The following is a 24,664-nucleotide window of genomic DNA, read 5'->3' on the forward strand; positions in this document are numbered from 1 at the left end:
GTTCGAGCGTCGAGGAGCAAAGGGGTCCCGCCCATCGCGGTGGGGCCGCGATGGGCGGGCGGCCGCCGGGGTGGGGGGAACTCCGGCGGCCGGTCGGGGGGGGTCAGCGCGAGGAGACCTCGCGGGCGAAGCGCTCCACCCACTGGGCGCGGTTCGGCAGCACCTCGGCGGGGTCCAGGGTGGCGTAGCCGGCGGCCACCGGGTCGGCTGCGATGTCGCCCACGACCGCGGTGATCCCCTCGGGGATCTCCGCGTCGAGGGCGACCGGCAGGTCGCCGACGATCTTCGCCGAGGCGCTCTGCGCCTCGACCGAGAGCAGGTAGTCGATGAAAGCGTGGGCGCCGTCGAGGTTGGGGGCGCCGGAGGGGATCATGGCGCGGTTGGTCGCCATGTAGCGCCCCTCGGTCGGCGCCGTCCAGGCGACCGGCTCGCCCGAGGCGATCAGGGTGGTCGCGAACCCGCTCAGCGAGTCGGCGGCGACGATCTCGCCCTGGGTCAGCAGGTTCGTCACCTCGGTCGACGAGGTGTAGAACTGCAGGATGCCGGGGGCCCAGCCGCCGAGCGTGGTGTACGCCGAGTCGACGTCGTACGGTCCGGAGCCGTACACCGAGGCGACGCCCGAGACCGCGAGCTGTCCTGCGGTGACCGAGATGTCGGGGAAGGCCAGACGACCGGCGAGAGCGGGGTCGGCGTAGAGGGACCAGTCCGCGGCCTGCGCGGCGGTGACCTGATCGGTGTTGTAGATCGTTCCGTTCAGCTGGTAGCTGTAGGCCGGGCCGTCGAAGCCCTCCTCGGTGGCGAAGTCGGCGATGTTCGCCAGGTTCGGCACATCGGACTCGTCGAAGCTCTGGAAGAGGTCCTGTTCCTGGCCCTGCGCGGCGAAGGTGTCGGAGATCAGCATCACGTCGATGCCGGGATCACCGGCGGCGAGCTGCAGCTGCGAGAGACGGTCGGCGTTGCTGCCGGTCTCGACCTCGACGGCGATGCCGGTCTTCTCCGTGAAGGGGTCGATGATCGCCTGCTGGAACTGCTCGACACCGAAGGGGAACGTGCTGACGACGATGGTGTCGCTCGAGGCGGCGTCGTCGCTCGAGCCGGAGCAACCGGTGGCGACGAGAGCGGTGGCGACGAAGACGGACGAGGCCGCGAGCAGGCGGCGGGTGGGGCGGGTCATGCGGGTTCCTCTCGTGCGGCGGCGGAGCCGCGGCTGCGGTGCAGGTGTGTACGGGTGGGGCAGGACGGGGTGGTGCTGTTGCGGGTGGTGCTGTCAGGCGGCGAGGCGGATCAGGCGCGATGCGGCCGCCGAGACGGTCACACGGTCGCCCGGGCGGGCTGTGACCGCTTCGTCGCGGACGTCGGCCATCAGACGGACGGCTTCACCCTGCGCGTCGACGGTGTCGACCGTCACGAGCCGGTCCACGCCGCGGTAGGCGACATCGACGACGGTGCCGTCGAGGGTGAGAGCCCCGGCGGTCGCGAGACCGTCGATCTCGAGGTGCTCGGGACGGATCGTCGCGGTCGCGCCGTCGGACAGGACGAGGAAGTTCTCGTACCCGAGGAACTCGGCCACGAAGCGGTTCGCCGGCGCGGTGAACACCTCGGTCGGTGCCCCTTCCTGCATGATGCGTCCCTCGCGCATGAGGACCATGCGGTCCGACATCTCCAGCGCCTCGTCCTGGTCATGCGTGACGAGCACGACCGTGAGGCCGGTCTCCGCTTGGATGCGACGGATCTCGGCGCGCATCTGCACACGAAGCCGCGCGTCGAGGTTCGACAGCGGCTCGTCGAGGAGGAGGAGCGTCGGGCGGATGGCGATCGCGCGGGCGAGGGCGACGCGCTGCTGCTGCCCGCCCGAGAGCTTCTTGGGCCGGCTGGCGGCGAGATGCCCCAGCCCGACCAGATCGAGGGCTTCGGCGACGCGGCGCGTCCGCTCCGGCCCGGCGACCTTGCGCAGCTTCAGGCCGTAGCCGACGTTCTCCGCGACGCTCATGTGGGGGAAGAGCGCGTACGACTGGAACACCATGCCCAGGCCCCGTCGCTCGGGCGGGGTGCGCGTGGCATCCGTCCCCGCGATCATGATGCGCCCCGAGGTGGGCTGCGTGTACCCCGCGAGCATGCGCAGCGATGTGGTCTTGCCGCAGCCGCTCGGCCCGAGCAGCGTCGTGAGCTGACCGGTCGGGATGGAGAGGTCGATCGCATCGACGGCCGTGAAGTCGCCGAAGCGCTGGGTGACCCCGACGAATTCTGCTGCAGTGGTCATCGGTTGATCCCTCCGAAGATGCGGGCGAAGCCGACGGTGCGTTCGGCGATGACGGCCACGACGACGGTGCCCGCCAGGATGATGGTGCTGGTCGCCGCGACCATGGGGTCGTAGCTCTGCTGCACGTAGTCGAGCATCGTGACGGGCAGGGTGCGGAAGTCCCGGCTCTGAAGCAGCAGCGACAGCGGAACGTTGTTGAACGACGTGACGAAACTCAGCAGCCCCGCCGAGAAGATGCCGGGCCGAAGGAGGGGCAGTGTCACCGTGAAGAACGCCCGCAGGGGCGACGCCCCGAGACCGCGAGCGGCCTCTTCGACGCTGGGATCGGCCAGCGCGAGAGAGGCTCCGGTCACCCGCACGGCGTACGGGAGCATCAGCACGGTGTGGCCGATCAGGAGCACCGGGAAGTTGTCGAGGCGCAGCCCGATGATGAGCTGCTGGTAGAGCGCCAGCCCGACGACGAGCTCGGGGACGATGAGCGGCGAGAGGAAGAGACCCTCGACGATGCCCTTGCCGGGCAGGCGCCCGCGGTGGATCGCCAGGGTGACCGGCACGCCGATCGCGAGGGCGAGGATCGTCGCCAGCAGTGCGAGCTCGAGGCTGGACACCAGCGCCGAGGTGAACGGCTTGTAGGCGAAGGCCGCGCCGAACCAGCGCAACGAGAAGCCCTCGGGAGGGAAGCGCAGCGTTCGCCCGCCGGTGAAGGCGGTCGCCACGACGAACAGGATCGGCACGATCATGACGATGTAGCCGGCGACGGCGAGGGATGCCGCGACGGGACGCGAGGTCTTCACGAGGTCGCCCCCCGTCGTCCGGCGATGGCCGACAGGCCCGACACGGCGAAGACGAGGACCGTCATGATGATGGCCGTAGCGCTGGCCGCGGCCCAGTCGATCGTGACGCTGGAGTACGAGTAGAGCTGTGTCGACAGCATCCGCTGGCTGGATCCTCCGAGCAGGTACGGCGTCGTGTACGCGGTGACGCTGCCGGCGAAGACGAGCGTGGCCGCGACCACCATGCCGGGGGCCGACAGGGGCACCACGATCCCCCAGAAGGTGCGGGTACGCCCGGCGCCCAGACCGCGCGCCGCGTCATCGAGACCGGGGTCGACCTGCGCGACGGCCGAGTAGCAGGAGATGATCGCCAGAGGCAGGAACAGCTGAGTGAGACCGAGCACGATCGCGAGTTCCGTGTACAGCAGCTGCGGCGCCCTCTCGACGAGGCCGAGGCCGACGAGGAGCTGCCCGATGGCCCCGTTCGAGCCGAGCAGGACCAGCCAACCGAAGGTGCGGACGACGTTGCTGAGCAGCAGGGGGAAGATCGCGAGGGCGAGCAGGACGCCGGCCCACCGCGAGGTGGACCGCGCCAACAGGTAGGCGATCGGGAAGCCGAGCACGATGCAGACCACGGTGACGATGAGGCCGAGACCGACCGTGCGACCGATGATCGCGAGGTCGTAGGGGTCAGTCAGCATGCGGCTGAGCCGGTCGAGGATGTCGAGCGGGCTGACCCCCGGCGGGGCGAAGAGCATCGCCACCGAGGGGATCAGGAAGCCCACCAGCAGCAGCGCCAGCCCGGGGAGGGCGAGCAGTCCGGTGCGGCGTGAGAGCACGGGCCGACTCCGATCATGAGGGGTTGCAACCGGTTGCGCAACCGGTTGTTACCACCGTAGGGGGCGGCGAGTCGCTCACGCGACCTCCCGTGTAAACAGCGTGTAAAACGCGGACGCAACCGGTTGTGGCCGCTCAGTAGGATGAACGGACTGCGCGCGGTGCTCGCGTCTGTCGGAAGGGGGCGCAGTGACCACGCTGGCCGATGTCGCCGCTCTTGCCGGGGTGGCCAAGTCGACCGCTTCGCGTGCGCTCGGCCGCCCCGACCTCGTCGCCCCCGACACCGTGGCACGGGTGCGTGCCGCCGCCCTACAGCTGGGCTTCGTCCCCAATCGCACCGCGAGCCACCTCGCCCGCGGCAGCAGCGGGATCGTCGCCCTCGTCGTCCCGACGCTCGACAACGCGTTCTTCACCCCCATCGTCGCGGGGGCGCAGTCTCGCGCGCGTGAATCCGACCTTCAGCTCACCGTGGCGGTGCACCGCCTCGACGACGCCGACGACCTCGTCGAGTTCGAGCGCCTCGCGCGACAGGTCGACGGCTGCGTCCTCGTCGCGCCGCGCGGGCCTGACGAGATCGTGCAGGCGGCCGCCGTCTGCGGCCCCACCGTGCTCGTGGACCGCGAGATCCAGGGCATGACCTCCATCGTCGCCGACACGGCGAGCGCCTTCGCCGACCTCGCCGCCCGCTTCGCCGACACCGGTCATCGCGCCATCGCCTACCTCGGCGGCCCGGAGGGCTCGTGGCAGGACGCGCAGCGCAGCGCCGCGATCGCTCGCGCCGTCGCGGACCGCGCGCAACTGACGACGCTCGGTCCCTTCCCCGCGACCTTCGCCGCGGGGGTCGCCGCCACCGATGCGGTCGTGGCCTCCGGTGCGACCGCGGTGGTCCCCTACGCGACCTCGATCGGGCTCGGCCTCGTCTTCGCCCTGCGCGCCCGGGGTGTGTCCTCACCCGGGGAGATCGTGGTGAGCGCGGAACGCCTGGTGGCCGAGGCGATCGGCGCCGACGAGGTGCCCGCGATCGACGTCGACGGCGAGCAGCTCGGCCGCGAGGCCATGACCGCCCTCGTCGATCTCCTCACCTCGGGAGTGGATGCCGGCGAAACGCGCCGACTGCCCGTGTCGGTGCACTGGCCGGAGTCGTCCCCGGTCTGAGCCGACGGCCGCAGCCCACCCCCGACGGCCACCTCGATGGTCCGCGCGGGGCGCGTCAGGCGCGCGCGGCCGCCGAGGTCATCGGGCACTCGAAGGGATCGCGCGCGGCCAGGCCCACGCGGTTGAGGTACCGGATGACGATTCCGTACGACTGCAGCAGCGTGGTCTCCACGTAGGGCACGTCGAGCGTCTTGCTGTGCTCCTTGACGATCGCCCGGGCGCGGCTGAGGTGCGGGCGCGGCATGTTCGGGAACAGGTGGTGCTCGATCTGGTAGTTGAGTCCGCCCATCAGCCACGTCGCCCACCAGCCGCCGGTGATGTTGCGCGAGGTGCGCACCTGCTTGCTGAAGAAGTCGAGTTTGGCGTTCGGCGCGATCACGGCCATGCCCTTGTGGTTCGGAGCGAAAGACGCCCCCATGTAGACCCCGAAGACGGCGAGCTGCACGCCGAGGAACGCGAACGCCATGCCGATCGGGAGGAAGACGAAGACGGGCGCGACGAACACGGCGAAGCGCAGCGCGATGATGCCCAGCTCGCTCCACCGCCCCTTCACCTCTCCGCGCGAGAAAAGGTGGCGGAAGGCGTGCGCGTGCAGGTTCGCGCCCTCGAGCGTGAGCAGCGGGAAGAACAGCCACCCCTGGCGACGCGTGATCCAGCGGCGCAGGCCGCGCGCGGTCGCGGCATCCTCGTCGACGAAGGAGATCGTGTCGACCTCGATGTCGGGGTCCTTGCCCACGCGGTTCGGGTTGGCGTGGTGGCGGGTGTGCTTCGACGTCCACCACGACAGGCTGATGCCCACGACGCCGGCAGCGAGCCACAGGGCCAGGCGGTCGTTGGCGCGTCCCGACGCGAAGATCTGCTTGTGCGCCGCCTCGTGGGCGAGGAAGGCGACCTGGGTGAAGAGGATGCCGAGAGCGGCGGCGATCAGCAGCTGGAACCAGCTGTCCCCGAGAAGGACGAAACCGGTGATCGCCCCGCCGAAGCCGAGGGCGAGCACCGTGCCGACCAGCGCATAGAAGCGGCGGGCACGCGTGAGCAGTCCCGTCTCGCGGACGACCTGCGACAGTTCCGTGTACGCCTTGGCCATCGGGGGGAAGTCGGTCGTTCCCTTGTAGGTCTGGCGGATCGGTCCCATCCGGGATTCGATGACGGGTGCAGCCATGGCATGCTCCTCGGTTCTGGGTGACCGCTAAGGCCGGAAGCCATGGGCGGATGCCGAGGACTGAGGTCGACGCTACGTCGTGCATATGCGCATGGGTGCATACACGCTCCTCCCGAGTCCCGGAAAGACGCGGTTCGGCGACCGGGCGCACCGGAGAAGGTCAGACGATTGCCAGCTACGGCCGGTGAGGCGTGGTCAGCGCGCGTGCGTGACCCAGGCCCAGATGGGCGGGCGCCGCCGCCGCGTGGTCGCCTCGCGCGATTGCGTCACGGCGCGCAAGGCCGGCACCGGCTCCGACTCCGGCACCGGCTTCGACTCCGACTCCGACTCCGACTCCGGCTCCGGCTCCGACTCCGGGCCGACTCCGGAAGAGGAGACATCGGGGACGGGGATCGCTCCGCCGCCATCGGCGCCCTGCCGGAGCTCGACCGCGACGGCGACGACGTCTGCCGCCGACGGACGTCGAGCCGGATCGGGGTCCGTCATCGCGGTGAGGAGCACCTCCCACCCGTACCCGAACCGCGAGGGGATGACGGGATCGAAATCGAGAGGCGCGAGAAGGACGTGCTGCGCCGCTCCCCCGAGCACCGGGCTCTCACCGGTCAACGCCTCCACGGCCAGGAGGCCGAGGGCGTAGATGTCGGCGGCGGCGCCGGGCGCCTCCCCGCGCAGTTGCTCCGGCGGCAGGTAGTCCTCGTCGTCGGTGGAAGCGTCGTCGACCGCGGCGCCGGCACCACCGGACAGGAGGTGGGCGACGCCGAAGTCGGCGAGCACCGCGACGAACGGCCGGTGGGCGTTTCGGACGGGACGCAGCAGGATGTGCGATGACGTGAGGTGGTGGTGGACGATGCCCACCTCGTGAACGGCGTCGAGTCCGCGTGCGAGATCCTCGATCAGCCCGGCGACCAGGAGCGGCGCGAGCGGTCCGCCGTCGTCGAGGCGTTCGCGCAGGGATGGACCGTTGATGAACTCGGTCACGAGATAGCCGCGGCCGTCGCGTCCGAGATGGGCGTCGTAGAGCGTGATGAGCGCCGGGTGATCGAGTGCGGCGAGGACGCGGGCCCCCTCCAGCCGACGCGGGGCCTCGGTCGCGGTCGCGGGGTCGAGGGGGAACACCTTCACGACGACGTCGCGCGCGAGGATGTCGTCGCGCGCGCGGAAGACGTGGCCGTCGACCCCCCGGCGGCCGAGGGGCCCCGCGACCCGATAGCGCCCCGCGAAGACCGTGGCGAGGCCCGCAGGCAGTGACGCCGCGGCATCCTGTTCGCGTTGCGCCCGGAGCGCTCGTCGCCCGCCGTCGCCCTGCGCAGCCATGGTCATCGGCTTCTTTCGACACGCGGCGTGATCCGCCGCCCGACGCGCCGCTGCCGCATGAGAAACTCCTCTTGCCCCGAGGGTGTGAGAGACCGCAACGGGCGCACTGTTGGGGGGCGCCCGCCCGTTGCGGTCGCTCAAAGGCTACTGAGTAAAAGCGATTTCCGCTGACGGATGACAGACCGGGCGGACGGGGGCATAATGGACGATCTTCGACGGCGCGCTGAGGCCTTCGCCGCTCTCGGAGACCCGGGACGTCTGCGCATCGTCGATCTGCTCGCGATGGGCGACATGTCGTCGAGCGAGATCGCGTCCGTGCTGGGGATGAAGTCGAACCTCGTCGCCTTCCACGCCAACGTGCTCGAAGACCGCGGGATCGCGCGGCGCGTGCCATCCGAGTCGGACGGGCGTCGCAGCTACCTGCAGCTCGTTCCCGAAGCGTTCTCCGACCTCACCCTCGCCCCACGCAAGGTCCAGGGCCGGGTGCTCTTCGTCTGCACGGCGAATTCCGCCCGTTCTCAACTTGCCCGCGCCATCTGGGAGGCCCACAGCGCGATTCCGGCGGAGTCGGCGGGGACGAACCCCGGCGAACGCGTGCACGCCGGCGCCGTCGCCGCGGCGGTCCGGCACGATCTGCGCCTCGACGACCGCGTCCGCCCCCGGTCCCTCAGCGACGTCGCCCGGCCCGGAGACTTCGTCATCAGCGTCTGCGACCATGCGCACGAGGCCCTCGGCGGTCGCGACGACGTGCACTGGTCGATCCGCGACCCCGCTCGGACCGGCAGCGACGAGGAGTTCGACCGGACGGTCGGCGAGTTGCGCTCGCGCATCGCGCGGGTCGCCCCGCAGCTCACCGCGGCGTGAGGCCTCTTCGAGAGGCCCCGTCCCGCACGCGCCGTCGGGAAGCCCGCCTCACCGGCGTCCGGCATCCCGATCCCCGCCCACCACTCGTGCGGCTGCTCGTTCCTGCGATGACGACGGCGAATTAAGCTGACTCCCACGAGCCGATCGCCACCCGCCCCGCGCTTTCACACCCCTGTCGACGCCGACGCCGCCTCCCGTCGCGGCCGCGATCGGCATCCTGATCCGGAGGTTTCGATGACCCACTCCCCCGCCGCGCGCATGCACGAGGTCAGCGACGAGACTCGCGCCATCGTCGACATGGTGCTCGAGTACTCCCGGGGTCGGCTCACGTCCGAGGACACGCCGCTCGACAAGCCGCTGCCTGCCGCCGAACTGCGGCGCCTCGCGGGCCGCACCATCGACGAGAAGGGCATCGGTGCGCGCAAGGCGCTCGGGATCTTCGAGCACGTCCTCGCCCCCGCGTGCATCACGACCGACGACCCGCGTTACCTCTCGTTCATCCCGAGCGCGCCCACCAAGGCCGCGGCCGCATTCGACCTCGTCGTCTCGGCCAGCGCGCTCTACGGCGGCTCGTGGCTCGAAGGAGCCGGCGCCGTGCACGCCGAGAACGAGGTGCTGCGCTGGCTCGCCGCCGAGTTCGGACTCCCCGAGGGCGCGGGAGGCGTCTTCGTCCAGGGCGGGACGCTGGGCAACCTGTCCGCCCTCGTCGCCGCTCGCGAGGCGGCGCGTGATCGGCTCGCGGATGCCGGCAGCCCCCGCCCCGACGCCTGGCGCGTGGTCTGCAGCGTCGAGGCGCACTCCTCGATCGCCTCCGCGGCGCGCGTGATGGACGTCGAGGTCGTCGGCGTGCCCGTGGGTGCCGACGGCGTGCTGCGCGGAGACGCCGTGCGCGCCGCCCTCGACGAGCACGGTGACAGCGTCTTCGCCGTGGTCGCGACCGCCGGCTCCACCAACTTCGGCATCGTCGATGACATCGCCGACATCGCCCGCGCGGTCCAGGGCACCGACGTGTGGCTGCACGTCGACGGTGCGTACGGACTCACCGGCATGCTCTCCCCGCGGGCTCGGCACCGGTTCGCCGGCGTCGAGCACGCCGACTCCCTCGTGGTCGACCCGCACAAGTGGCTGTTCGCCCCCTTCGACGCGTGCGCGCTCATCTACCGCGACCCCGAGCTCGGCCGCCGTGCCCACACGCAGCACGCCGAGTACCTCGACACCCTCACCGAGACGAGCGACTGGAGCCCGTCGGACTTCGCCGCCCACCTCACGCGCCGCGCCCGCGGGCTGCCCCTGTGGTTCTCGCTCGCCACTTACGGCGCGGCGGTCTACCGCGAGGCCATCACCACCGCGATCGACCTCGCCGAGCGCATCGCCGACGAGATCGACGGACGCGCCGAGCTCACGCTGGTCCGCCGCCCCCAGCTCGGGGTCGTGGTCTTCGAGCGCGTCGGGTGGGCGAAGGCCGACTACGACCGCTGGTCGGCGCAGCTGCTCGATGGGCAGCACGCCTTCGTTACCCCCTCGAGCCACGCCGGACGCGTCAACGCCCGCTTCGCGATCCTGAATCCGCGGACGACGTTCGACGATCTGGTGGGGATCCTCGACACAATGATGTGACGATGCCGCGGCTCGACCCGTGCACGACGGCGGGGATCACGCTCGACACGCCGATGCGCCCGGCCGCCCCTGCGGCGTGTCCGGGGCGGATCCCGCCGCTGTGCTTGCCGTGCATGCGCGGCTCCGCGTCGGCGTCGACGCCCAGCGACGGTCGCGCGGACCGGGAATGCGAAAAGCCCCGGCGAACCGGGGCTTTCTCGACATCTGTAGCGGGAGCGGGGCTTGAACCCGCGACCTCACGATTATGAGTCGTGCGCTCTCACCAACTGAGCTACCCCGCCGCGTGGCATCCGAATACCGAATGCTTGAGCCCCGAGTCAGGATTGAACTGACGACCCCTTCCTTACCATGGAAGTGCTCTGCCACTGAGCTATCGGGGCGTACCCGGATCGCTCCGGGCAACTAGAAGAGAATATCAGACCGAGACACTCTCTTACGAATCGAGGGTCATCCTCCGGCGTGCTGGCGCAGCCAGGCGATCGGGTCGATCGGCGTCGTGCCGTTCTGGAGGATCTCGACGTGGGTGTGCGCGCCGAAGGAGCGACCGGTGTTGCCGGTGCGACCGAGGAACTGACCCACGTGGACCTTCTCGCCCTGCGTGACCTGGAGCGAGCCGTATTGCATGTGGCCGTAGCGGCTCGAGACGAGCTGCCCGTCGATCTCGTGGTCGATCAGCACGGTGACGCCGAAGGCGCCGCCCTGCTCGGTCGCGATGCGCACGGTGCCGTCGGCGATGGCCTGAACGGGCGATCCCTCGCCGGGAACGAAGTCGGCACCCTCGTGGAAGCCGCCGTCGCGCATGCCGAAGCCGTACGAGATGGACACGCCCACGGCGAAGGGCCACTGGATGGGCGCGGTCGGGTCGTTGACGTAGAAGTCGGACGGGCGGGTGATGCCCGAATCGAGAGCCATCTTCGCGTAGGTCGTGGCACTGTAGCCGTCGTCGGCGCGGTCGACGACGCCGGCCTGCGCCTGCGCGGGGGCGACGTAGGCCTGGATCTCGCCGTCGCCGGCGGCGACGTCGCTGCCGCCGACCGCGAGGCGGGTCGTGGCGGACGCGGCCGGGGCCGTGACGCTGTCGGTGCCGCTCGCCGAGGCGAGGGCGCTGACGGGCATGGTCATGCCGACGGTGAGCAGGCCGACGACGCCCATGACGCCCACCGAGAACGACGTGGCCGCGATGCGGCGGACGTTCCGGCGGGTGCGGGGAGCGGCCGCCGCCGCGGCGGGCAGCCCCTCTGCGACAGGCTCATGGGCCGCGACGATCGGCGACTGGATCGCGGTCTCGCCCGTGAAGGCGAAGAGTCGCGCGGCGGTGGCGAACTCGTCGGCCTCGTCCGCGGACGCGGAGGGCGATGCGACGGGCTCGTCGGCGGCGACGGAGGCCGCGAGCGCGGGGACGGCGGCATCCGGGCTCTCGTCGACCGGCTCGGCGGCGACGGCGTCGTCGACGGCGGAGTCGATGATGACCGAGGATGCCGGGCGACGACGCGAGCGGCGGGTGACCGGAAGCGTGATGGGCGAGGTCGGCAGCGAGACCGGGGTGGTGGCCACGTCGCTGTCGGCGCTCTGCAGGATGACGGCGACCTCGTCGGAGCGGCGCTCCTCGACGACGGTGACCTCGAGGGCGTCCGCCTCGTCGGCTGCGGCGCCGTCGGCCGGACCCTCCGCGACAGTGTCGCGGTCGGGCAGCGTCGGCTCGATCGTCGCGGCGATGACGGTCTCCATGACGGCCATCGCGACGTTCTCGATCAGCTCGGGCTGAGAGGCGGCTTCGGCGTCGACGGGGGCCGGATCGGCGGGCTTCGGGGCGGGCTCGTCGACGACCGCGGTGGGTGCTTCGCTCGCGGCGAGACGGCGCATCTCGGCGCGGGTCAATCGCGGAGCGGACTCGGCGGCGGGCGTGGCGAGGGGGCGACGAGACCGCCGGGTCGGGGCGGGCTCAGTCTCGGGGGCTTCTGACGGCAACGCGCGGGGGCTCTCGTGTCGTGTCGCAGGCGCGACGGCTTCGGGCTTTGGGGGCTTGGCCTTTTCCGCAGGTTCGGGTCGCGGAAAAATAACGAACTGATAAACACCCTACCTCGGGCGGTCTGGGAATGCCATGAGCGCCCCGCCTTTTCACCTGTCGTAGTCGAGCAGGGGCTCCAGGCGGTCAAAGAAGGCCGGCCCGGCGGCGATGACCATGCCGTTGCCGGGGCGCCCGCCGGGCGCCCCACCCACCGTGCCGCCCGCCTCCTGCACGAGGAGCGAACCGGCCGCGTGGTCCCAAGGCTGCGTGCCGCGCTCGTAGTAGGCGTCGACGCGCCCCGCGGCCACCGAGGCCAGGTCGAGGGAGGCCGCACCGATGCGGCGCACATCGCGAGCGATCGGCATGACGCGCGCCAGCTGGTCGAGCGCCGGACCGTGGGTCTCGGGGTTGTAGCCGAAGCCGGTGGCCACGAGGCCGCCGGCGGGGCCCACCTCGCTCACCGCGAGACGTCGGTCGCCGAGCCACGCTCCCCCGCCGCGCGAAGCCGTGAACAACTCGCCCGTGACGGGGTTGAAGACGGCTCCGGCGAGCGCCGTCCACGCCGCCGTCTCGGCGGTGCCCTCGACCGCGGCGATGCTGACGGCCCACGCCGGGATGCCGTAGGCGTAGTTCACGGTGCCGTCGATGGGGTCGACGACCCAGGTGATCCCGCTCGTGCCCTCCTCGGCCCCGGACTCCTCGCCGAAGAACCCGTCGTCGGGTCGCTCGCGCGCGAGCTCCGCGCGGATGAACGCCTCCACCTCACGATCGGCGGCGGTGACGATGTCGGCGGCGGCCGACTTGGTCGCGGCCACCGTCACCCCCTCCTGTCGACGGCGATGGGCGAGTTCGCCGGCCTCACGGGCGATGCGCGCGGCGATGTCGAGCAGTTCTGCGGGAAGGGTCATGGCATCCACGCTAGTGCGCCACCCCCTGCGCGGAATTCGTCGCCCTGGTTAGCGTGGGGTCATGACCGCTTCGGATTCTCGCCGGTACGACGTCGTCATCGCGGGGGCCGGGCACAACGCCCTGGTCGCCGCGGCCTACCTCGCCCAGGCCGGGCGCCGCGTGGCGGTGATCGAGAAAGCCGAGGCCGTGGGCGGTGCCGCCGTCTCGGAACGCCCGTGGTTCGGCGTCGATGCCCGCCTGTCGCGCTACTCCTACTTGGTGAGCCTGCTGCCCCAGAAGATCATCGACGACCTCGGGCTGCGGATCACGCTCAAACGGCGTCGGTACTCGTCGTACACACCCGACCCGCGCGATCCGTCCCGCGGGATCCTGATCGACACCCAGGATGCCGAGGCGACCACCGCGTCGTTCGTCCGGACCCTGGGCGACGAGGGCGCCGCCGAGGCGGAGCGGTTCTCGGCCTTCGGCGAGCGCCTCGCCCCGCTGGCCGCGGCGGTGTTCCCGACGATGACGGATCCCCTGCCGACCGCCGAGGAGCTGCGCGCCCGGGTGGGCGACGACGACCTGTGGGACGCGCTGACGACACGGCCCCTGGGCGACCTGCTGCGGCGGTCGTTCGAGAGCGATCTCGTGCGCGGCATCGCCCTCACCGACGGACTCATCGGCACCTTCGCCACCTCCGACGACCCCTCGCTCGTGCAGAACCGCTGCTTCCTGTACCACGTGATCGGCGGAGGGACGGGCGACTGGGACGTGCCCGTGGGCGGCATGGGTGCCATCACGAAGGAGCTCGAGCGAGCCGCGCTCGAGGCGGGCGTCGAGATCTTCACCGGCGTCGAGGTCGTCTCGATCTCGCCCGACGGCGACGTTCACACCATGACCGACCGCTCCGAGGTGTTCCACGGCGAGCTCGTGCTCAGCGGCGTGGGCCGCGCCGCCCTCGACCGATTGCTGTCCGCGGGCGGGAGCGCGACCACGGGCGCCGAGACGCCCGAGGGCGCTCAGGTCAAGGTCAACATGCTGCTGTCGCGCCTTCCCCGCCTGCGCGACGGATCGGTCACTCCCGAGGCCGCCTTCTCGGGGACCTTCCACGTCAACGAGACGATGACCCAGGTGGATGCCGCGTACGCGGCGGCATCCGGAGGGCTCATCCCCGAGCCGCTCCCCGTCGAGATCTACTGCCACTCGCTGACCGACCCGTCGATCCTGGGCGACCACCTCGTCGTGGACGGCGCACAGACGTTGACGATGTTCGGACTGCAGGTGCCGCACCGGCTCATCGCCGACATGGATCCCGTCGCCGCGGGCGCGAAGCTGCTGGCGGCGGCGCAGGCCTCGCTCGAATCGGTCATCGCGGAGCCGCTGCGCGAATGCATCCTCCGCGCCCCCGACGGGCGACTCTGCATCGAGGCGCGCACGACCCATGACCTCGAGGAGTCGCTGAACATGATCGGCGGCGACATCTTCCACGGCGCACTGTCGTGGCCGTGGCTCGACGCCCCCGCGTCGACGCCCGCCGCCCGGTGGGGCGTCGCGACACCTCACCCGCGCGTGCTGGTGTGCGGCTCCGGCGCGCAGCGCGGCGGGGCGGTCAGCGGCATCGGAGGGCAGAACGCGGCGATGGCGGCGCTGGAGATCCTGGAGGGCTAGAGACCGCGCGCCACCGCGATGATCCGGCCGACGGCATCCATCAGGGAGGGCGTGGGCGGCTCGGCATAGCCGAACACGATGCCCCCGGGCAGGTCCGCGGCGGTCCCCGGCACCGCATAGGACGACAGGGGCGAGACCAGGATGCCGAGGGCGGCGAGCGCGTCGACCATCGCCCGCTCCGACGCCGGTGGGGCGTCGTCGAGCAGCACCACCGCGTGCAGCCCACCGTCGGTCGCGGTCAGCGTGACGCCGTCGACCGCGGCGAAGGCATCCAGGAGCAGCCGGCGGCGGTGGCGGTAGTCGCGGCGGCGGCGAGCGGTGTGCCGGGCCAGAGCTCCCTCCGCCAGATAGAGGGCGAGCGCGCGCTGCTGGACCTGCGACACCGGCGGGTCGAGGTCGGTGCGCGCCTCGACGATCCGATCGCGCAGGACACCGGTCGCGACGATCCAGCCGCAGCGCAGCGCCGGACTGAGCACCTTCGACAGCGTGCCGATCGACACCACGTTCGCGGGATCGAGCAGATGCAACGGCGGCAGGGGCATCCGGCCGTGCGGGAACTCGCTGTCGTAGTCGTCCTCGACGACGACCGCGCCGACGCGCGCCGCCCCCTCCAGCAGGCGGGAGCGGGCAGCGGCATCCAGTCGGCTTCCCAGGGGGTAGTGATGGTGCGGGGTCACGATCACGGCGTCGAGATCGTCGTGCGCCTCGAAGGCGTCGAGGTCGAACCCCGTATCGAGCCGGACGGGCAGAAGCACCGCCTCCGCGCCGAGGCGGCCGAGCAGGCGACGGACACGCGGGTAACCGGGGTTCTCGATCCCCACGCGCAGGCGGGAGCCGCGGGGCGAGAGGGAGAGCAGGGTGAGCAGCATCGCGTCGCTCGTGCCCGCGGTGACGATGACGTCGTCGGGTGCGAGGTCGAGGCCGCGGGTGCGCCCGAGGTGGGCCGCGATCGCCGCACGCAGCGCGGGGTCGCCCGTGACATCGGCCACGTCGGGCGCCACCTCGAGCGCGCTCGCCCGACGCCAGGCCGACCGCCACGCGGCGTCGGCGATACCCGCGGTGCCGGGGCGACCGGGACGCAGGTCGACGACCGGGGCGCTCGCCGCGGGCACGGGCGACGTCGACGTGGCGGCGGACGACGCCGCGACCGGGCGCGCGATGTCGGCGACCGCCGTGCCCCCGCCTGGTCGGGCGACGAGATACCCCTCCCCCGCGAGGATCTCGTAGGCCGACACGACCGTCCCGCGCGCGAGCCCGAGGTCGGCCGCGAGCGCGCGTGTCGACGGCACGTCGTCACCGCCGCGGACGCGCCCGGCCAGCACCGCCGCTCGGATCCCACGCGCGAGCTGTTCGTGCAGCGGGACGGGCGCGCTGCGATCCAGGATGCCGACGTCGATCACGACCCGATTCTGTCACCGGTCCACTCGATCGCCGCAGAACCGGACTAGGCCATGATCCACGCGGCGGGGTGAGATCGACCCATGACCGATCTGCCCCTGACGACCCTGACCCGTGTGCGCCGCGGAGCCCACCACCAGGTCACCGACCGCGCAGCCTTGTACGACGTGATCGACGGCGCCCTGTCCGCCACTCTCGCGATCGTGCGCGACGACCGCCCGATCGCCCTCCCGGTCGGCATCGGCCGCGACGGCGACGACCTCCTCGTGCACGGGTCGACCGGCAGCGACTTCTTCCGCCGCCTCGCCGCGGGCGCGCCCGTCTGCGTCACGGTGACGCACCTGATGGGGCTGAAGTACGCGCGCTCCCTGTTCGACAGCTCGATGCGGTACCGGTGCGCGGTCGTGCACGGCGTGGCATCCGTCGTTCCGCCCGAGGAGAAGGAGGCGGCTCTGCTCGCCCTGTCGGAGCACCTCATGCCCGGGCGCAGCTCCGACGTCCGGCCGATGAACGCCCGCGAGCTCGCTGCGACGATGGTGCTGCGCATCCCCCTCGCCGAGGCGAGCGTGAAGGACAACGCCGGGTCGCTCGTCGAGGAGGACGACGACGGCGAGGATCGCCGCGTCTGGGCGGGGATGCTGCCGCTGCGGGTCGTCGCCGGAGAGCCGGTGACGTCGGCGCAGACGACGGAGGGGACGCCGGTCCCCGCCTCGGTGCGCCGCGCGGCGGAGCGCATCGCGGCGTCGGGCATGGCGTAGCCGCGACCGGACACGGGAAAGGCGGGGCCGCCCCGGAGAAAGGAGCGACCCCGCCTTCGACGACGTTCAGCGGCGGACGAGGGGCGGCACCGCGTACCGGCGGGGCGTGCCGAACCGGTGCGCGGTGATCGACACGGCCTGCTCGCGCAGGAACGGCAGCAGCTCGACGTGTCCGGCTCGCGTGACCTCGCCGGCGTAGACCGCGACAGACGGCGACCCTCCCGTGGCCTCGGCGACGGCGAGCGTCGAGCCGCCCAGCAGGCGCACGCGCCCGCCGGTGCGCGCGAGGCGCGCCGCGCGGCGAGCCCAGTCCGCGGCGTCCTCCACCGCGGCACGGACGCCCACGCCCTCGAGCCATGCGCGCACGGCGGGCGACAGCTCGGCGGCGGCGCTCACGGTCACGACGGAGCCCGCCCGCACGCCCGCCGCGACCACGCGCACGAGGGCGGACGCCGACGCGTCCTCGACCCGCACGGTGACCGGCACGGCGGCGTAGCGCAGCACGTTCTGCTCCGACTCCAGCGCGGTCACGTCACGGGCGAGCGAGAACTCCTCGGCCCACGCGGCGGCGTCGCTCGCGAGCGCCTCGGCGAGCCAGTCGCGGTCGGCGGCGGGCACGGCGGCCAGCGCCGGAGCGGCGAGGGCGTCGGGCGTGCGAGGCGTCGAGGTCTCGGCATCCGCCCACGTTCCGAACCCGAAGAGGTAGTGCGGTCCGCCGGCCTTCGTGCCCGCGCCGACGGCCGACTTCTTCCACCCGCCGAACGGCTGCCGCTGCACGATCGCGCCGGTGGTGCCGCGGTTGACGTAGACGTTGCCGGCTTCGATGCGCGCGAGCCAGGTGTCGATCTCCGCGGAGTCCAGCGCGTGCAGCCCCGAGGTGAGGCCGTACTCGATCGCGTTGACGATCTCGATCGCCTCGTCCAGCGTCTCGGCGGTCATGATGCCGAGCACGGGTCCGAAGTACTCGGTGCGGTGGAAGGCGCTGCCGGGCTGGACGCCCTCGCGGATGCCGGGGCGCCACAGCGAGCCGTCGTCGTCGAGCTTCTTCGGCTCGACCACCCAGCGCTGGCCGGGCTCGAGGGTCGTGAGCGCCTGCAGGAGCTTGCCGTGCGCCGGCTCGATGAGCGGCCCGACGCGCGAGGCCTCGTCCCACGGCATCCCGACCTCGAGCGAGGTGACCGCGTCGACGAGCTGGTCGCGGAAGCGACGCGAGCGCGCCACCGAACCGACGAGCACGACGAGGGATGCCGCCGAGCACTTCTGCCCCGCGTGTCCGAACGCCGACATCGCGACGTCCTTCGCCGCGAGGTCGAGGTCGGCGCTGGGCGTGACGATCACGGCGTTCTTGCCGCTCGTCTCGGCGAGCAGCGGCAGGTCGGGGCGGAACGAGCGGAACAGCTCGGCCGTCTCGTAGGCGCCGGTCAGCACGACCCGCTCGACGGCGGGGTGGGTGAGGAGCTGTCGTCCGAGGTCGTTCTCGGACACCTGCACGAGCTTCAGCACCTCACGCGGCACGCCGGCCTCCCACAGCGCTTCGACCATGACGGCCCCCGAGCGCTCGGCCAGGGCCGCGGGCTTGATGACGACGGCGGATCCGGCGGCGAGCGCCGCGAGGGTCGAGCCGGCGGGGATCGCGACGGGGAAGTTCCACGGCGGCGTTACCACGGTCATACCGACCGGGGTGAAGGTCGCGCCGTCGACGGTCTCGAGGGTGCGCGCCTGCTCCGCGTAGTAGTGGGCGAAGTCGATCGCCTCCGACACCTCGGGGTCGCTCTGCTCGATGACCTTGCCGCACTCGGCGCCCATGACCTCGAGCAGGTCGGCGCGGCGCTTCTCGAGCGCATCTCCGGCGCGGTGCAGGATCTCGGCGCGACCGGCGGCCCCGAGCGCGCTCCACGACGCGGCGGCGTCCGCGGCATCCTGGATGATCGCGTTCAGCGCGGTCTCGTCAGTGACCGTGTGGTCGGCGATGGTCTGCGCGCCGAGGGTCGACTCCTCCATGCGAGCGACGATCGCCCGCGACCAGTCGCGGTTCGCCTCGATCGCCGGGTCGGAGTCGGGGGTGTTGCGGAAGCCGTGAATCGGCGCGGGGGCCGCGGCAGCAGTGCGGTCCTGCACGCGGTTCGATGCGGGAACGCCCTCGGGCATGTCGGCGAGGGATGCCAGGAAGCGGTCGCGCTCCCGGGCGAACAGAGCCGCATGGGTGTCGAGGTCGAAGACCGCCGACATGAAGTTCTCGCTCGACGCCCCCTCTTCGAGGCGGCGGATCAGGTAGGCGATCGCGACGTCGAACTCCTGCGGGTGCACGACGGGGGTGTAGAGCAGGATCGAACCGACCGTGCGACGCACGACGGCCTGCTGAGCGGTGGCCATGCCGAGGAGCATCTCGACGTCGATGCCGCCGGTCACGCCGCGGCGCTCGGCGAGGAGCCAGGCGAGGGCGACGTCGAAGAGGTTGTGCCCGGCGACGCCGATCCGCACGTTCGCGGTGTGCTCGGGGCGCAGCGCGTAGTCGAGCACGGCCTTGTAGGAGGCGTCGGTCGCCTGCTTGGACGGCCAGGTGGCGAGCGGCCAGTCGTGCACGTCGGCATCCACGCGTTCCATCGGCAGGTTCGCGCCCTTGACGACGCGCACCTTGATGTGGGCTCCCTCGGATGCCACCCGCGCGGCGGTCCATTCCTGCAGGCGGATCATCGCGGCGAGCGCGTCGGGGAGGTAGGCCTGCAACACGATGCCGGCCTCGACGCCGTGGAACTCGGGCTCGCCCAGCAGCGTCTCGAAGACGGCGAGGGTGAGGTCGAGGTCTTTGAACTCCTCCATGTCGAGGTTCAGGAACGTGCCCGTCTCCTTCGCGACCCGGTACAGGGGGCGCAGGGCCGCCACGGCATCGGCGACGGCCGCGTCGAACGCCCACGGCGTGTGCGGGGCGACGGTGGACGACACCTTGATCGAGACGTAGTCGACGTCGTCGCGCGCGAGAAGCTTGCGGGTGCCGGCCAGACGACGCGCGGCCTCCTTCTTACCGAGGATCGCCTCACCGAGCAGGTTCACGTTGAGGCGGATGCCGTCTCCCCGGCCGCGGATCGAGGTGATGGCCTCGCCGAGCTTGCGGTCGGTGGCGTCGACGATGAGGTGGCGCACCATCGAGCGCAGCGCCGTCCGCGCGGCGGGGACCACGACCTGCGGCAGGATCGGCGCGGCGAAGGCGCCGAGACGGATCGCGGCCTTGAGGTGCAACGGGAGGAACCCGGGGATGAGCGGGGTGAGCGCCGCGAGGTTGCGCGCGGCGACGCGCACGTCCTCGGGACGCACGACGCCGTCGACGAATCCCACCGTGAAGTCGAGGCCGTGCGGGTCGCGCAGCACGCCGGCCAGGCGCTGGGCCGAGACATCGACCGGCTCCTCCCGGCTCTCGGCGAGCCAGCGGCGCACGAGGGCGATCGCCTCATCGGCGAGCTCGGCGGGCGACACGAGCTCCTGCGGCGACGGCGGTGCGGGGGTGGTGCCGGACGTGGTGTCGGGGACATCGGTGAGCGACATGGCGATCCTTCCTCGGATGCTCTCAGCATGGGGTTCGCATCCGTTCGAGAAAAGCGATGAATACTGACGCATACTGATCGAGAGAACCGAAGGGATGCCGTGTTCGATCTGCGCCGACTCCGCTTGCTGCACGAACTGTCGGTGCGGGGCACCCTCGCGGCCGTCGCCGAGGCCCTGTCGTACAGTCCGTCGACCATCTCGCAGCAGCTCGCCCTGCTCGAGAAGGAGGCGGGGGTCGCGCTGCTCGAGCCCGACGGACGGCGGGTGCGCCTCACCGCGCAGGGCGCCGCTCTGGCCGCGCATGCCGCCCGCATGCTCGCCGCCGACGAAGCCGCTCGCGCCGAACTCGAACGCATGCGGCCATCGCTCGCCCCGGTGCGAGTGGCCGTGATGCAGTCCGCGGCGCACGGTCTGCTCCCGCGCGCCCTCGACGCCCTCGCCGCCAGCGAGCCGCAGCTGCGCGTCGAGGTGGCCGAGCTCGCCCCCGAGGAGGGACTGTTCGAGGTGGCCGCCCGCCGCTTCGACCTCGCCGTCGCCGAGCAGTACCCGGGTCACACCCGCGAGCATCGCGAGGGCCTGGAACGCGGACTCCTCGGACGGGATGCCATCCGCCTGGCCGTCGCGCCGGGCGATGCGGCGCACCGGCTCGAGGATCTCCGCGACCGCGCGTGGGTGATGGAACCGGTGGGCACCGCCGCTCGTCAGTGGGCCACCCAGCAGTGCCGGGCGGCGGGGTTCGAGCCCGACGTGCGGTTCGAGATGGCCGATCTCACCGCGCACGCGCGGCTCGTGGCATCCGGTCACGCCGTCGGCATGATCCCCGACCTCGTGTTCGCGGGTGAGGCGCCTCCCGTGCGACTCGTGGACCTGCCGGGCGAGCCCCGACGCGAGGTGTTCACGGCCGTGCGCCGCGGAACCGCCGACCGCCCCGGCGTCCGTGCGGTGCGCGCGGCGCTGCAGGTGGCGTACGACCGGGGCGGACGGTGAGACGCACCCGGGTCGCAGACGCGCACTCCCCTCGCAGAAGTCCGCCGCGGCCCGGTGAGGACGCGCGCATCTGCGAGGGGAGCCGAGCGCCGCTTACTTCGTCAGGGCGATCTCGTTCGGCGTCTGCGCGAGCGTCACGCTCTTCACGACCTCGCCGGTGGTGAGATCGACCGCGTGCACGGTGTTCTTCGCCGGCTCGGTGACGTAGGCGATGTCGCCCGAGACTTTGATGGCGGGGTGGGCGTCCTGCCACTCGACCGGGCCCTCCCAGGCGTCGATCACCGGGAAGGCGTCGGTGAACTCCCCCGTCGCCGGGTCGAGCACGTGGATCGCACCGTCCGACGAGAGCACGTACGCGAGCTCACCGGGACCCCGCGCGACGTCGCGGAAGGTGTACTCCGCGCCCTCGGGCATGTCGATCACGCGCTGGGTCTTCGCGGCGGTGTCGATCAGCGCCACGCGGTGCAGCAGGTAGCCCTCGGCATCCCGGTCGTCCTTGTAATCGCCGACGACGAGGGCGCTGTTCTCGCTCACGTAGGCGTTGCCCATGCGGCCGTAGGGCTGGTCGGGGGCGGTGAGCTTGGTGAACGCACCGTCGTCGAACACGAGCGCGCCGTTCTCGCAGCCGAACACGACGACCTCGTCCTTCGCGGTGCCCTCGCCGTGCACGCCCGGACAGTCGGCGCTCTCGGCGATGGTGGAACCCGCGGCATCCTTCGCGACGACGCCCGTGCGGCCGTCGGCGGTGCCCACGGTGGTGAGGAACGTGCCGTCCTCCAGCACGATCGAGACACCGTGGTGCGCCTCGACGCCGGGGACGGTCTGCACCGCGGGAAGAGAATCGGTGGATGCCAGGAGGGCGTCGCTGTCGAAGATCGTCGAGTCGCTCGTGCCGTCGGCGTAGAGCACGGTCGTCCCGCCGTGGGTGACGACGTGACCGGGCTTGGACGCCTCGAACACGAGGTCGGTGAGCTCCGGCTCGACGCCGGAGGCGCCGGCATCCAGCACCTGGAAGCCCGCGCTCGTGGTGACCATGACGTGACGGCCGTCGCCCGCGGGGTTGAGCCGGGTGAACTCCTCGCTCGGCATGTCGCCGAGGGTCTCGAGGGTGTCGCCGTCGAGCACGAGGATGCCGCCGGGGTACGACAGGGCGACCCGGGTCGCCGCGTCGGCGGGGGCGCTCGACGCGGGGGCGGCCGAACCGGCGCCGCCCGCACAGGCGGACAGGCCGACGGTCGCGCCGACCGCGAGCGCGAGCAGGCCCGCGCGGCGGAAGGAGGAAGTGCGCATGTGATTTCTCTCTCTCAGGTGGTGACCGGTCGCTTACGGCGACAGGCCGGTGGCGATGCGCTCCGTGTTGACGCGCATCATGGTCAGGTAGTCGGGGGCGTCGCCCGCGGCGTCGGTGAGCGACTCGGTGAACAGCTCGGTCACCTCGACCCGCCGATCGGCCTCGTCGGCGAGCGCGCGCACGAGTCGATCCGGTGACGACGACTCCGCGAAGATCGTCGGCACTCCCGCCGCATCGATCGCCGCGACCAGGTCTGCCAGGTCGCTCGCACTCGGTGCGGCGAGGGTCGTGCCGCCGGGGATGACCGCCCCGATCACGCGGAATCCGAACCGATCGGCGAGATAGCCGAACACGTGATGGTTGGTCACCAGCGCCCGCCGCTCGGCCGGGATGGCGGCGAACGCGGCCGTCATGTCGGCATCCAGCGTCGCGAGCTCGGCGCGATACGCGGCGGCGTGGTCGGCGACGGCGGTCCCGCCGAACTCCTCGAGCACCGGCGACAGGGCGTCGACGACCGCGATCATCTGCGCGGGGTCGGTCCAGAAGTGCGGGTCCTCAGCGCCGTCGGCGTCGGTCGAGCTGTAGGGCAGCACCTCGACGGCGTCCCCCGCGACGAAGGTCGCGACGCCGTCGGCGGACGCGGCGTCGAGGTGCTGCTGCAGCCCCTCTTCGAGCCCCAGGCCGTTGGCCACGAGCAGGTCGGCCGAGCGCATGCGGGCGGCCTCGGCCGCCGAGATCTCGAACGAGTGCGGATCGGCGCCGGGGCGCATGAGGGTCAGCACCTCGACCTCGTCACCGGCCAGATGCGAGACGACGTCGCCGAGGATGTTCGTCGTCACGACGACCAGCGGGCGGTCGGATGCCGCTCCCCCGGCGCACCCGGTCAGCGCGAGCAGGGCGGCGGTCAGCGCCGCGGCGAGCGCCCGTCGCCCCGTCATCGGCCCGTCTCCGCGACGAAGAGCGGAACATCCTCGGGCGTGAACTCCCGCGCGACGCGCGCGCCGGCGGCGAAGTCGAGCTCCCACAGGCGACCCTCCGCGGGGCCGTTGAGGTAGGCGCGCTGCTGATCGGCGATCAGCGACACCGGGTTCCCGGCGGCGAGGCTCGCGCCCACCAGCGGTACGGATGCCGCCCGCAGCTCCCCCGTCTCGCCGTCGAGCACGAGCACACGCCCGTCCGCCGTCAGAGCGAGCAGGTGGGCGTCCTTGTCGTCGACGGCCGTGGCCTGCACGACCGGCTCGGCCGTCGGCACGAGGTTCCAGGTGCGCTCTCGGGTGTCGAGCATCCAGACGCCCGCCTCCCCGGCGGGGGCGGCGACGGTCGGGCGGCCCTCGCGGTTGGCGAAGACCGTCGCGCGCGGCGCGGTCGTCCCCGCGGGGTAGGCGATCCGCTCGATGACCGGGCCCGCATCGGCGACCGTGACGAGGAGCGCCCCGTCGCGGCATCCGATGACCGCTCCGACCCGCGTGGTGATGGTGCCGGCCGGGTCGATGCACGGGGTGGGTGCGCCCACCTCGTCACCGTCGGCCGCGTGCAGGGTCACCTCGCCCGCCGAGGCGACGGCGGCGAACGATCCGACGGGGACGACCAGGCCCCCTCCGGCGGGACGCTCGAGCCGGAACCGCTCGACGACCTCGCCCTTCGACAGCGCCTCGGTGTCGAGGAGCACCGCCTCGCCCGAGGCGGGGAAGAACAGCCCCGTACCTCCCGTCGTCGACGAGTTCGACGTCGCCACGGTCGCCACTCCCCGTCCCTCGACGGAGCCGAGCACCCGCGCCTCGGCCCGGTAGTAGTGGAAGTGGTCGACGTGGTCCCAGGTCCACACCCCGCTGTCCACGATCGAGACGCCCTCGTCGTCGGCGGCGAACAGGTACCGCCCGTCGGAGTGCACCGAGGAGGGCGCGCGCACGCTGCCGATCTCGACGGTCGTCTCCTCGAGCAGGTCGAGGTGCGAGACGCTCCCTGCGGCGTCGATGGTCGTGAGGCCCAGGGCGGGTTCGGCGAGCTCTGCGGCGCCGTCGATCGCGCCGTGGGTGTCGGCGGAGGGCTCCGGGGCGGGCGCGGCCGGAGCGGCGCAGCCGGTGAGGACGAGGAGACCGAGAGCGCCCAGGAGGGCGCAGCGGCGGGGGGCGGAGAGCATG

Annotated in this window: 19 protein-coding genes and 2 tRNA genes; 6 read left to right on the forward strand and 15 right to left on the reverse strand. The window is 72.1% G+C overall.

Annotated elements, in window-relative coordinates; all coding sequences use genetic code 11:
- Nucleotides 1-103: 103 nt before the first annotated feature.
- The 4 genes from RWH45_RS11655 to RWH45_RS11670 form a co-directional block, all read right to left on the reverse strand.
- Nucleotides 104-1,174: an extracellular solute-binding protein gene (locus RWH45_RS11655; protein ID WP_315995056.1), complete on the reverse strand. Its 1,071-nt coding sequence runs from the start codon at nucleotides 1,172-1,174 to the stop codon at nucleotides 104-106.
- A 93-nt stretch (nucleotides 1,175-1,267) separates the two neighbouring features.
- Nucleotides 1,268-2,260, reverse strand: a complete 993-nt coding sequence (locus RWH45_RS11660) for an ABC transporter ATP-binding protein (protein ID WP_315995057.1) — start codon at nucleotides 2,258-2,260, stop codon at nucleotides 1,268-1,270.
- The gene (locus RWH45_RS11665) at nucleotides 2,257-3,054 is read right to left on the reverse strand and encodes an ABC transporter permease (protein WP_315995058.1); all 798 of its coding nucleotides are present in this window, start codon (nucleotides 3,052-3,054) and stop codon (nucleotides 2,257-2,259) included. Before RWH45_RS11665 ends, RWH45_RS11660 begins: the two co-directional genes overlap by 4 nt.
- Entirely contained in the window at nucleotides 3,051-3,872 is an 822-nt protein-coding gene (locus tag RWH45_RS11670) for an ABC transporter permease (RefSeq protein ID WP_315995059.1), read from the reverse strand. Before RWH45_RS11670 ends, RWH45_RS11665 begins: the two co-directional genes overlap by 4 nt.
- 187 nt (nucleotides 3,873-4,059) lie before the next feature.
- Here RWH45_RS11670 and RWH45_RS11675 point away from each other — a divergent pair, with 187 nt between their 5' ends.
- Nucleotides 4,060-5,025, forward strand: a complete 966-nt coding sequence (locus tag RWH45_RS11675; RefSeq protein ID WP_315995060.1) for a LacI family DNA-binding transcriptional regulator — start codon at nucleotides 4,060-4,062, stop codon at nucleotides 5,023-5,025.
- Between the two features lie 55 nt (nucleotides 5,026-5,080).
- On the opposite strand, the gene RWH45_RS11680 is transcribed toward RWH45_RS11675, so the two are convergent.
- Complete coding sequence (locus RWH45_RS11680; RefSeq protein ID WP_315995061.1) at nucleotides 5,081-6,187, reverse strand: fatty acid desaturase family protein; 1,107 nt, start codon at nucleotides 6,185-6,187, stop codon at nucleotides 5,081-5,083.
- Nucleotides 6,188-6,382: 195 nt separating this feature from the next.
- A complete protein-coding gene (locus RWH45_RS11685) occupies nucleotides 6,383-7,507 on the reverse strand; it encodes a serine/threonine-protein kinase (protein ID WP_315995062.1) in 1,125 nt (374 codons plus the stop codon).
- 195 nt (nucleotides 7,508-7,702) lie between these two features.
- Between RWH45_RS11685 and RWH45_RS11690 the strand changes: the two genes are divergently transcribed.
- Nucleotides 7,703-8,365, forward strand: a complete 663-nt coding sequence (locus tag RWH45_RS11690; protein ID WP_315995063.1) for an arsenate reductase/protein-tyrosine-phosphatase family protein — start codon at nucleotides 7,703-7,705, stop codon at nucleotides 8,363-8,365.
- A 234-nt stretch (nucleotides 8,366-8,599) separates the two neighbouring features.
- The gene (locus RWH45_RS11695) at nucleotides 8,600-9,982 is read left to right on the forward strand and encodes a pyridoxal phosphate-dependent decarboxylase family protein (protein ID WP_315995064.1); all 1,383 of its coding nucleotides are present in this window, start codon (nucleotides 8,600-8,602) and stop codon (nucleotides 9,980-9,982) included.
- 207 nt (nucleotides 9,983-10,189) lie between these two features.
- Here RWH45_RS11695 and RWH45_RS11700 read toward each other — a convergent pair.
- From RWH45_RS11700 to RWH45_RS11715, 4 genes are all read right to left on the reverse strand, one after another.
- A tRNA-Met gene (locus RWH45_RS11700) sits at nucleotides 10,190-10,263 on the reverse strand.
- Between the two features lie 27 nt (nucleotides 10,264-10,290).
- Nucleotides 10,291-10,362, reverse strand: a tRNA-Thr gene (locus RWH45_RS11705).
- Between the two features lie 67 nt (nucleotides 10,363-10,429).
- Nucleotides 10,430-11,860 (reverse strand): M23 family metallopeptidase, encoded by a 1,431-nt coding sequence (locus RWH45_RS11710; protein WP_315995065.1) that lies wholly within the window; start codon nucleotides 11,858-11,860, stop codon nucleotides 10,430-10,432.
- 240 nt (nucleotides 11,861-12,100) lie between these two features.
- Complete coding sequence (locus RWH45_RS11715; RefSeq protein ID WP_315995066.1) at nucleotides 12,101-12,898, reverse strand: inositol monophosphatase family protein; 798 nt, start codon at nucleotides 12,896-12,898, stop codon at nucleotides 12,101-12,103.
- A gap of 61 nt (nucleotides 12,899-12,959) precedes the next feature.
- Between RWH45_RS11715 and RWH45_RS11720 the strand changes: the two genes are divergently transcribed.
- The gene (locus RWH45_RS11720; RefSeq protein ID WP_315995067.1) at nucleotides 12,960-14,549 is read left to right on the forward strand and encodes a phytoene desaturase family protein; all 1,590 of its coding nucleotides are present in this window, start codon (nucleotides 12,960-12,962) and stop codon (nucleotides 14,547-14,549) included.
- On the opposite strand, the gene pdxR is transcribed toward RWH45_RS11720, so the two are convergent.
- Nucleotides 14,546-15,949 (reverse strand): MocR-like pyridoxine biosynthesis transcription factor PdxR, encoded by a 1,404-nt coding sequence (pdxR, locus tag RWH45_RS11725; RefSeq protein ID WP_315995068.1) that lies wholly within the window; start codon nucleotides 15,947-15,949, stop codon nucleotides 14,546-14,548. The genes RWH45_RS11720 and pdxR overlap by 4 nt on opposite strands.
- A gap of 81 nt (nucleotides 15,950-16,030) precedes the next feature.
- Here pdxR and RWH45_RS11730 point away from each other — a divergent pair, with 81 nt between their 5' ends.
- Complete coding sequence (locus RWH45_RS11730; RefSeq protein WP_315995069.1) at nucleotides 16,031-16,705, forward strand: pyridoxamine 5'-phosphate oxidase family protein; 675 nt, start codon at nucleotides 16,031-16,033, stop codon at nucleotides 16,703-16,705.
- Nucleotides 16,706-16,771: 66 nt separating this feature from the next.
- Here RWH45_RS11730 and RWH45_RS11735 read toward each other — a convergent pair whose 3' ends face one another.
- On the reverse strand, nucleotides 16,772-20,245 hold the full coding sequence (locus tag RWH45_RS11735) for a bifunctional proline dehydrogenase/L-glutamate gamma-semialdehyde dehydrogenase (protein WP_315995070.1): 3,474 nt from the start codon (nucleotides 20,243-20,245) through the stop codon (nucleotides 16,772-16,774).
- Nucleotides 20,246-20,344: 99 nt separating this feature from the next.
- Here RWH45_RS11735 and RWH45_RS11740 point away from each other — a divergent pair, with 99 nt between their 5' ends.
- Nucleotides 20,345-21,232, forward strand: a complete 888-nt coding sequence (locus RWH45_RS11740; protein WP_315995071.1) for a LysR family transcriptional regulator — start codon at nucleotides 20,345-20,347, stop codon at nucleotides 21,230-21,232.
- Nucleotides 21,233-21,325: 93 nt separating this feature from the next.
- Here the strand turns inward: RWH45_RS11740 and aztD are convergent, their stop codons facing one another.
- From aztD to RWH45_RS11755, 3 genes are read right to left on the reverse strand one after another with little or no spacing between them, the layout of a single operon-like run.
- Nucleotides 21,326-22,522: a zinc metallochaperone AztD gene (gene aztD / locus RWH45_RS11745; protein WP_315995072.1), complete on the reverse strand. Its 1,197-nt coding sequence runs from the start codon at nucleotides 22,520-22,522 to the stop codon at nucleotides 21,326-21,328.
- A 33-nt stretch (nucleotides 22,523-22,555) separates the two neighbouring features.
- Nucleotides 22,556-23,461: a zinc ABC transporter substrate-binding protein AztC gene (gene aztC / locus RWH45_RS11750; RefSeq protein ID WP_315995073.1), complete on the reverse strand. Its 906-nt coding sequence runs from the start codon at nucleotides 23,459-23,461 to the stop codon at nucleotides 22,556-22,558.
- Nucleotides 23,458-24,663 carry an ABC transporter gene (locus RWH45_RS11755; RefSeq protein WP_315995074.1) on the reverse strand — a complete coding sequence of 402 codons (1,206 nt, stop codon included), beginning with the start codon at nucleotides 24,661-24,663 and terminating at the stop codon, nucleotides 23,458-23,460. Before RWH45_RS11755 ends, aztC begins: the two co-directional genes overlap by 4 nt.
- Nucleotide 24,664 lies beyond the last annotated feature (1 nt).

It is taken from the genome of Microbacterium galbum (assembly GCF_032464915.1).
Classification (GTDB): Bacteria; Actinomycetota; Actinomycetes; order Actinomycetales; family Microbacteriaceae; genus Microbacterium; species Microbacterium galbum.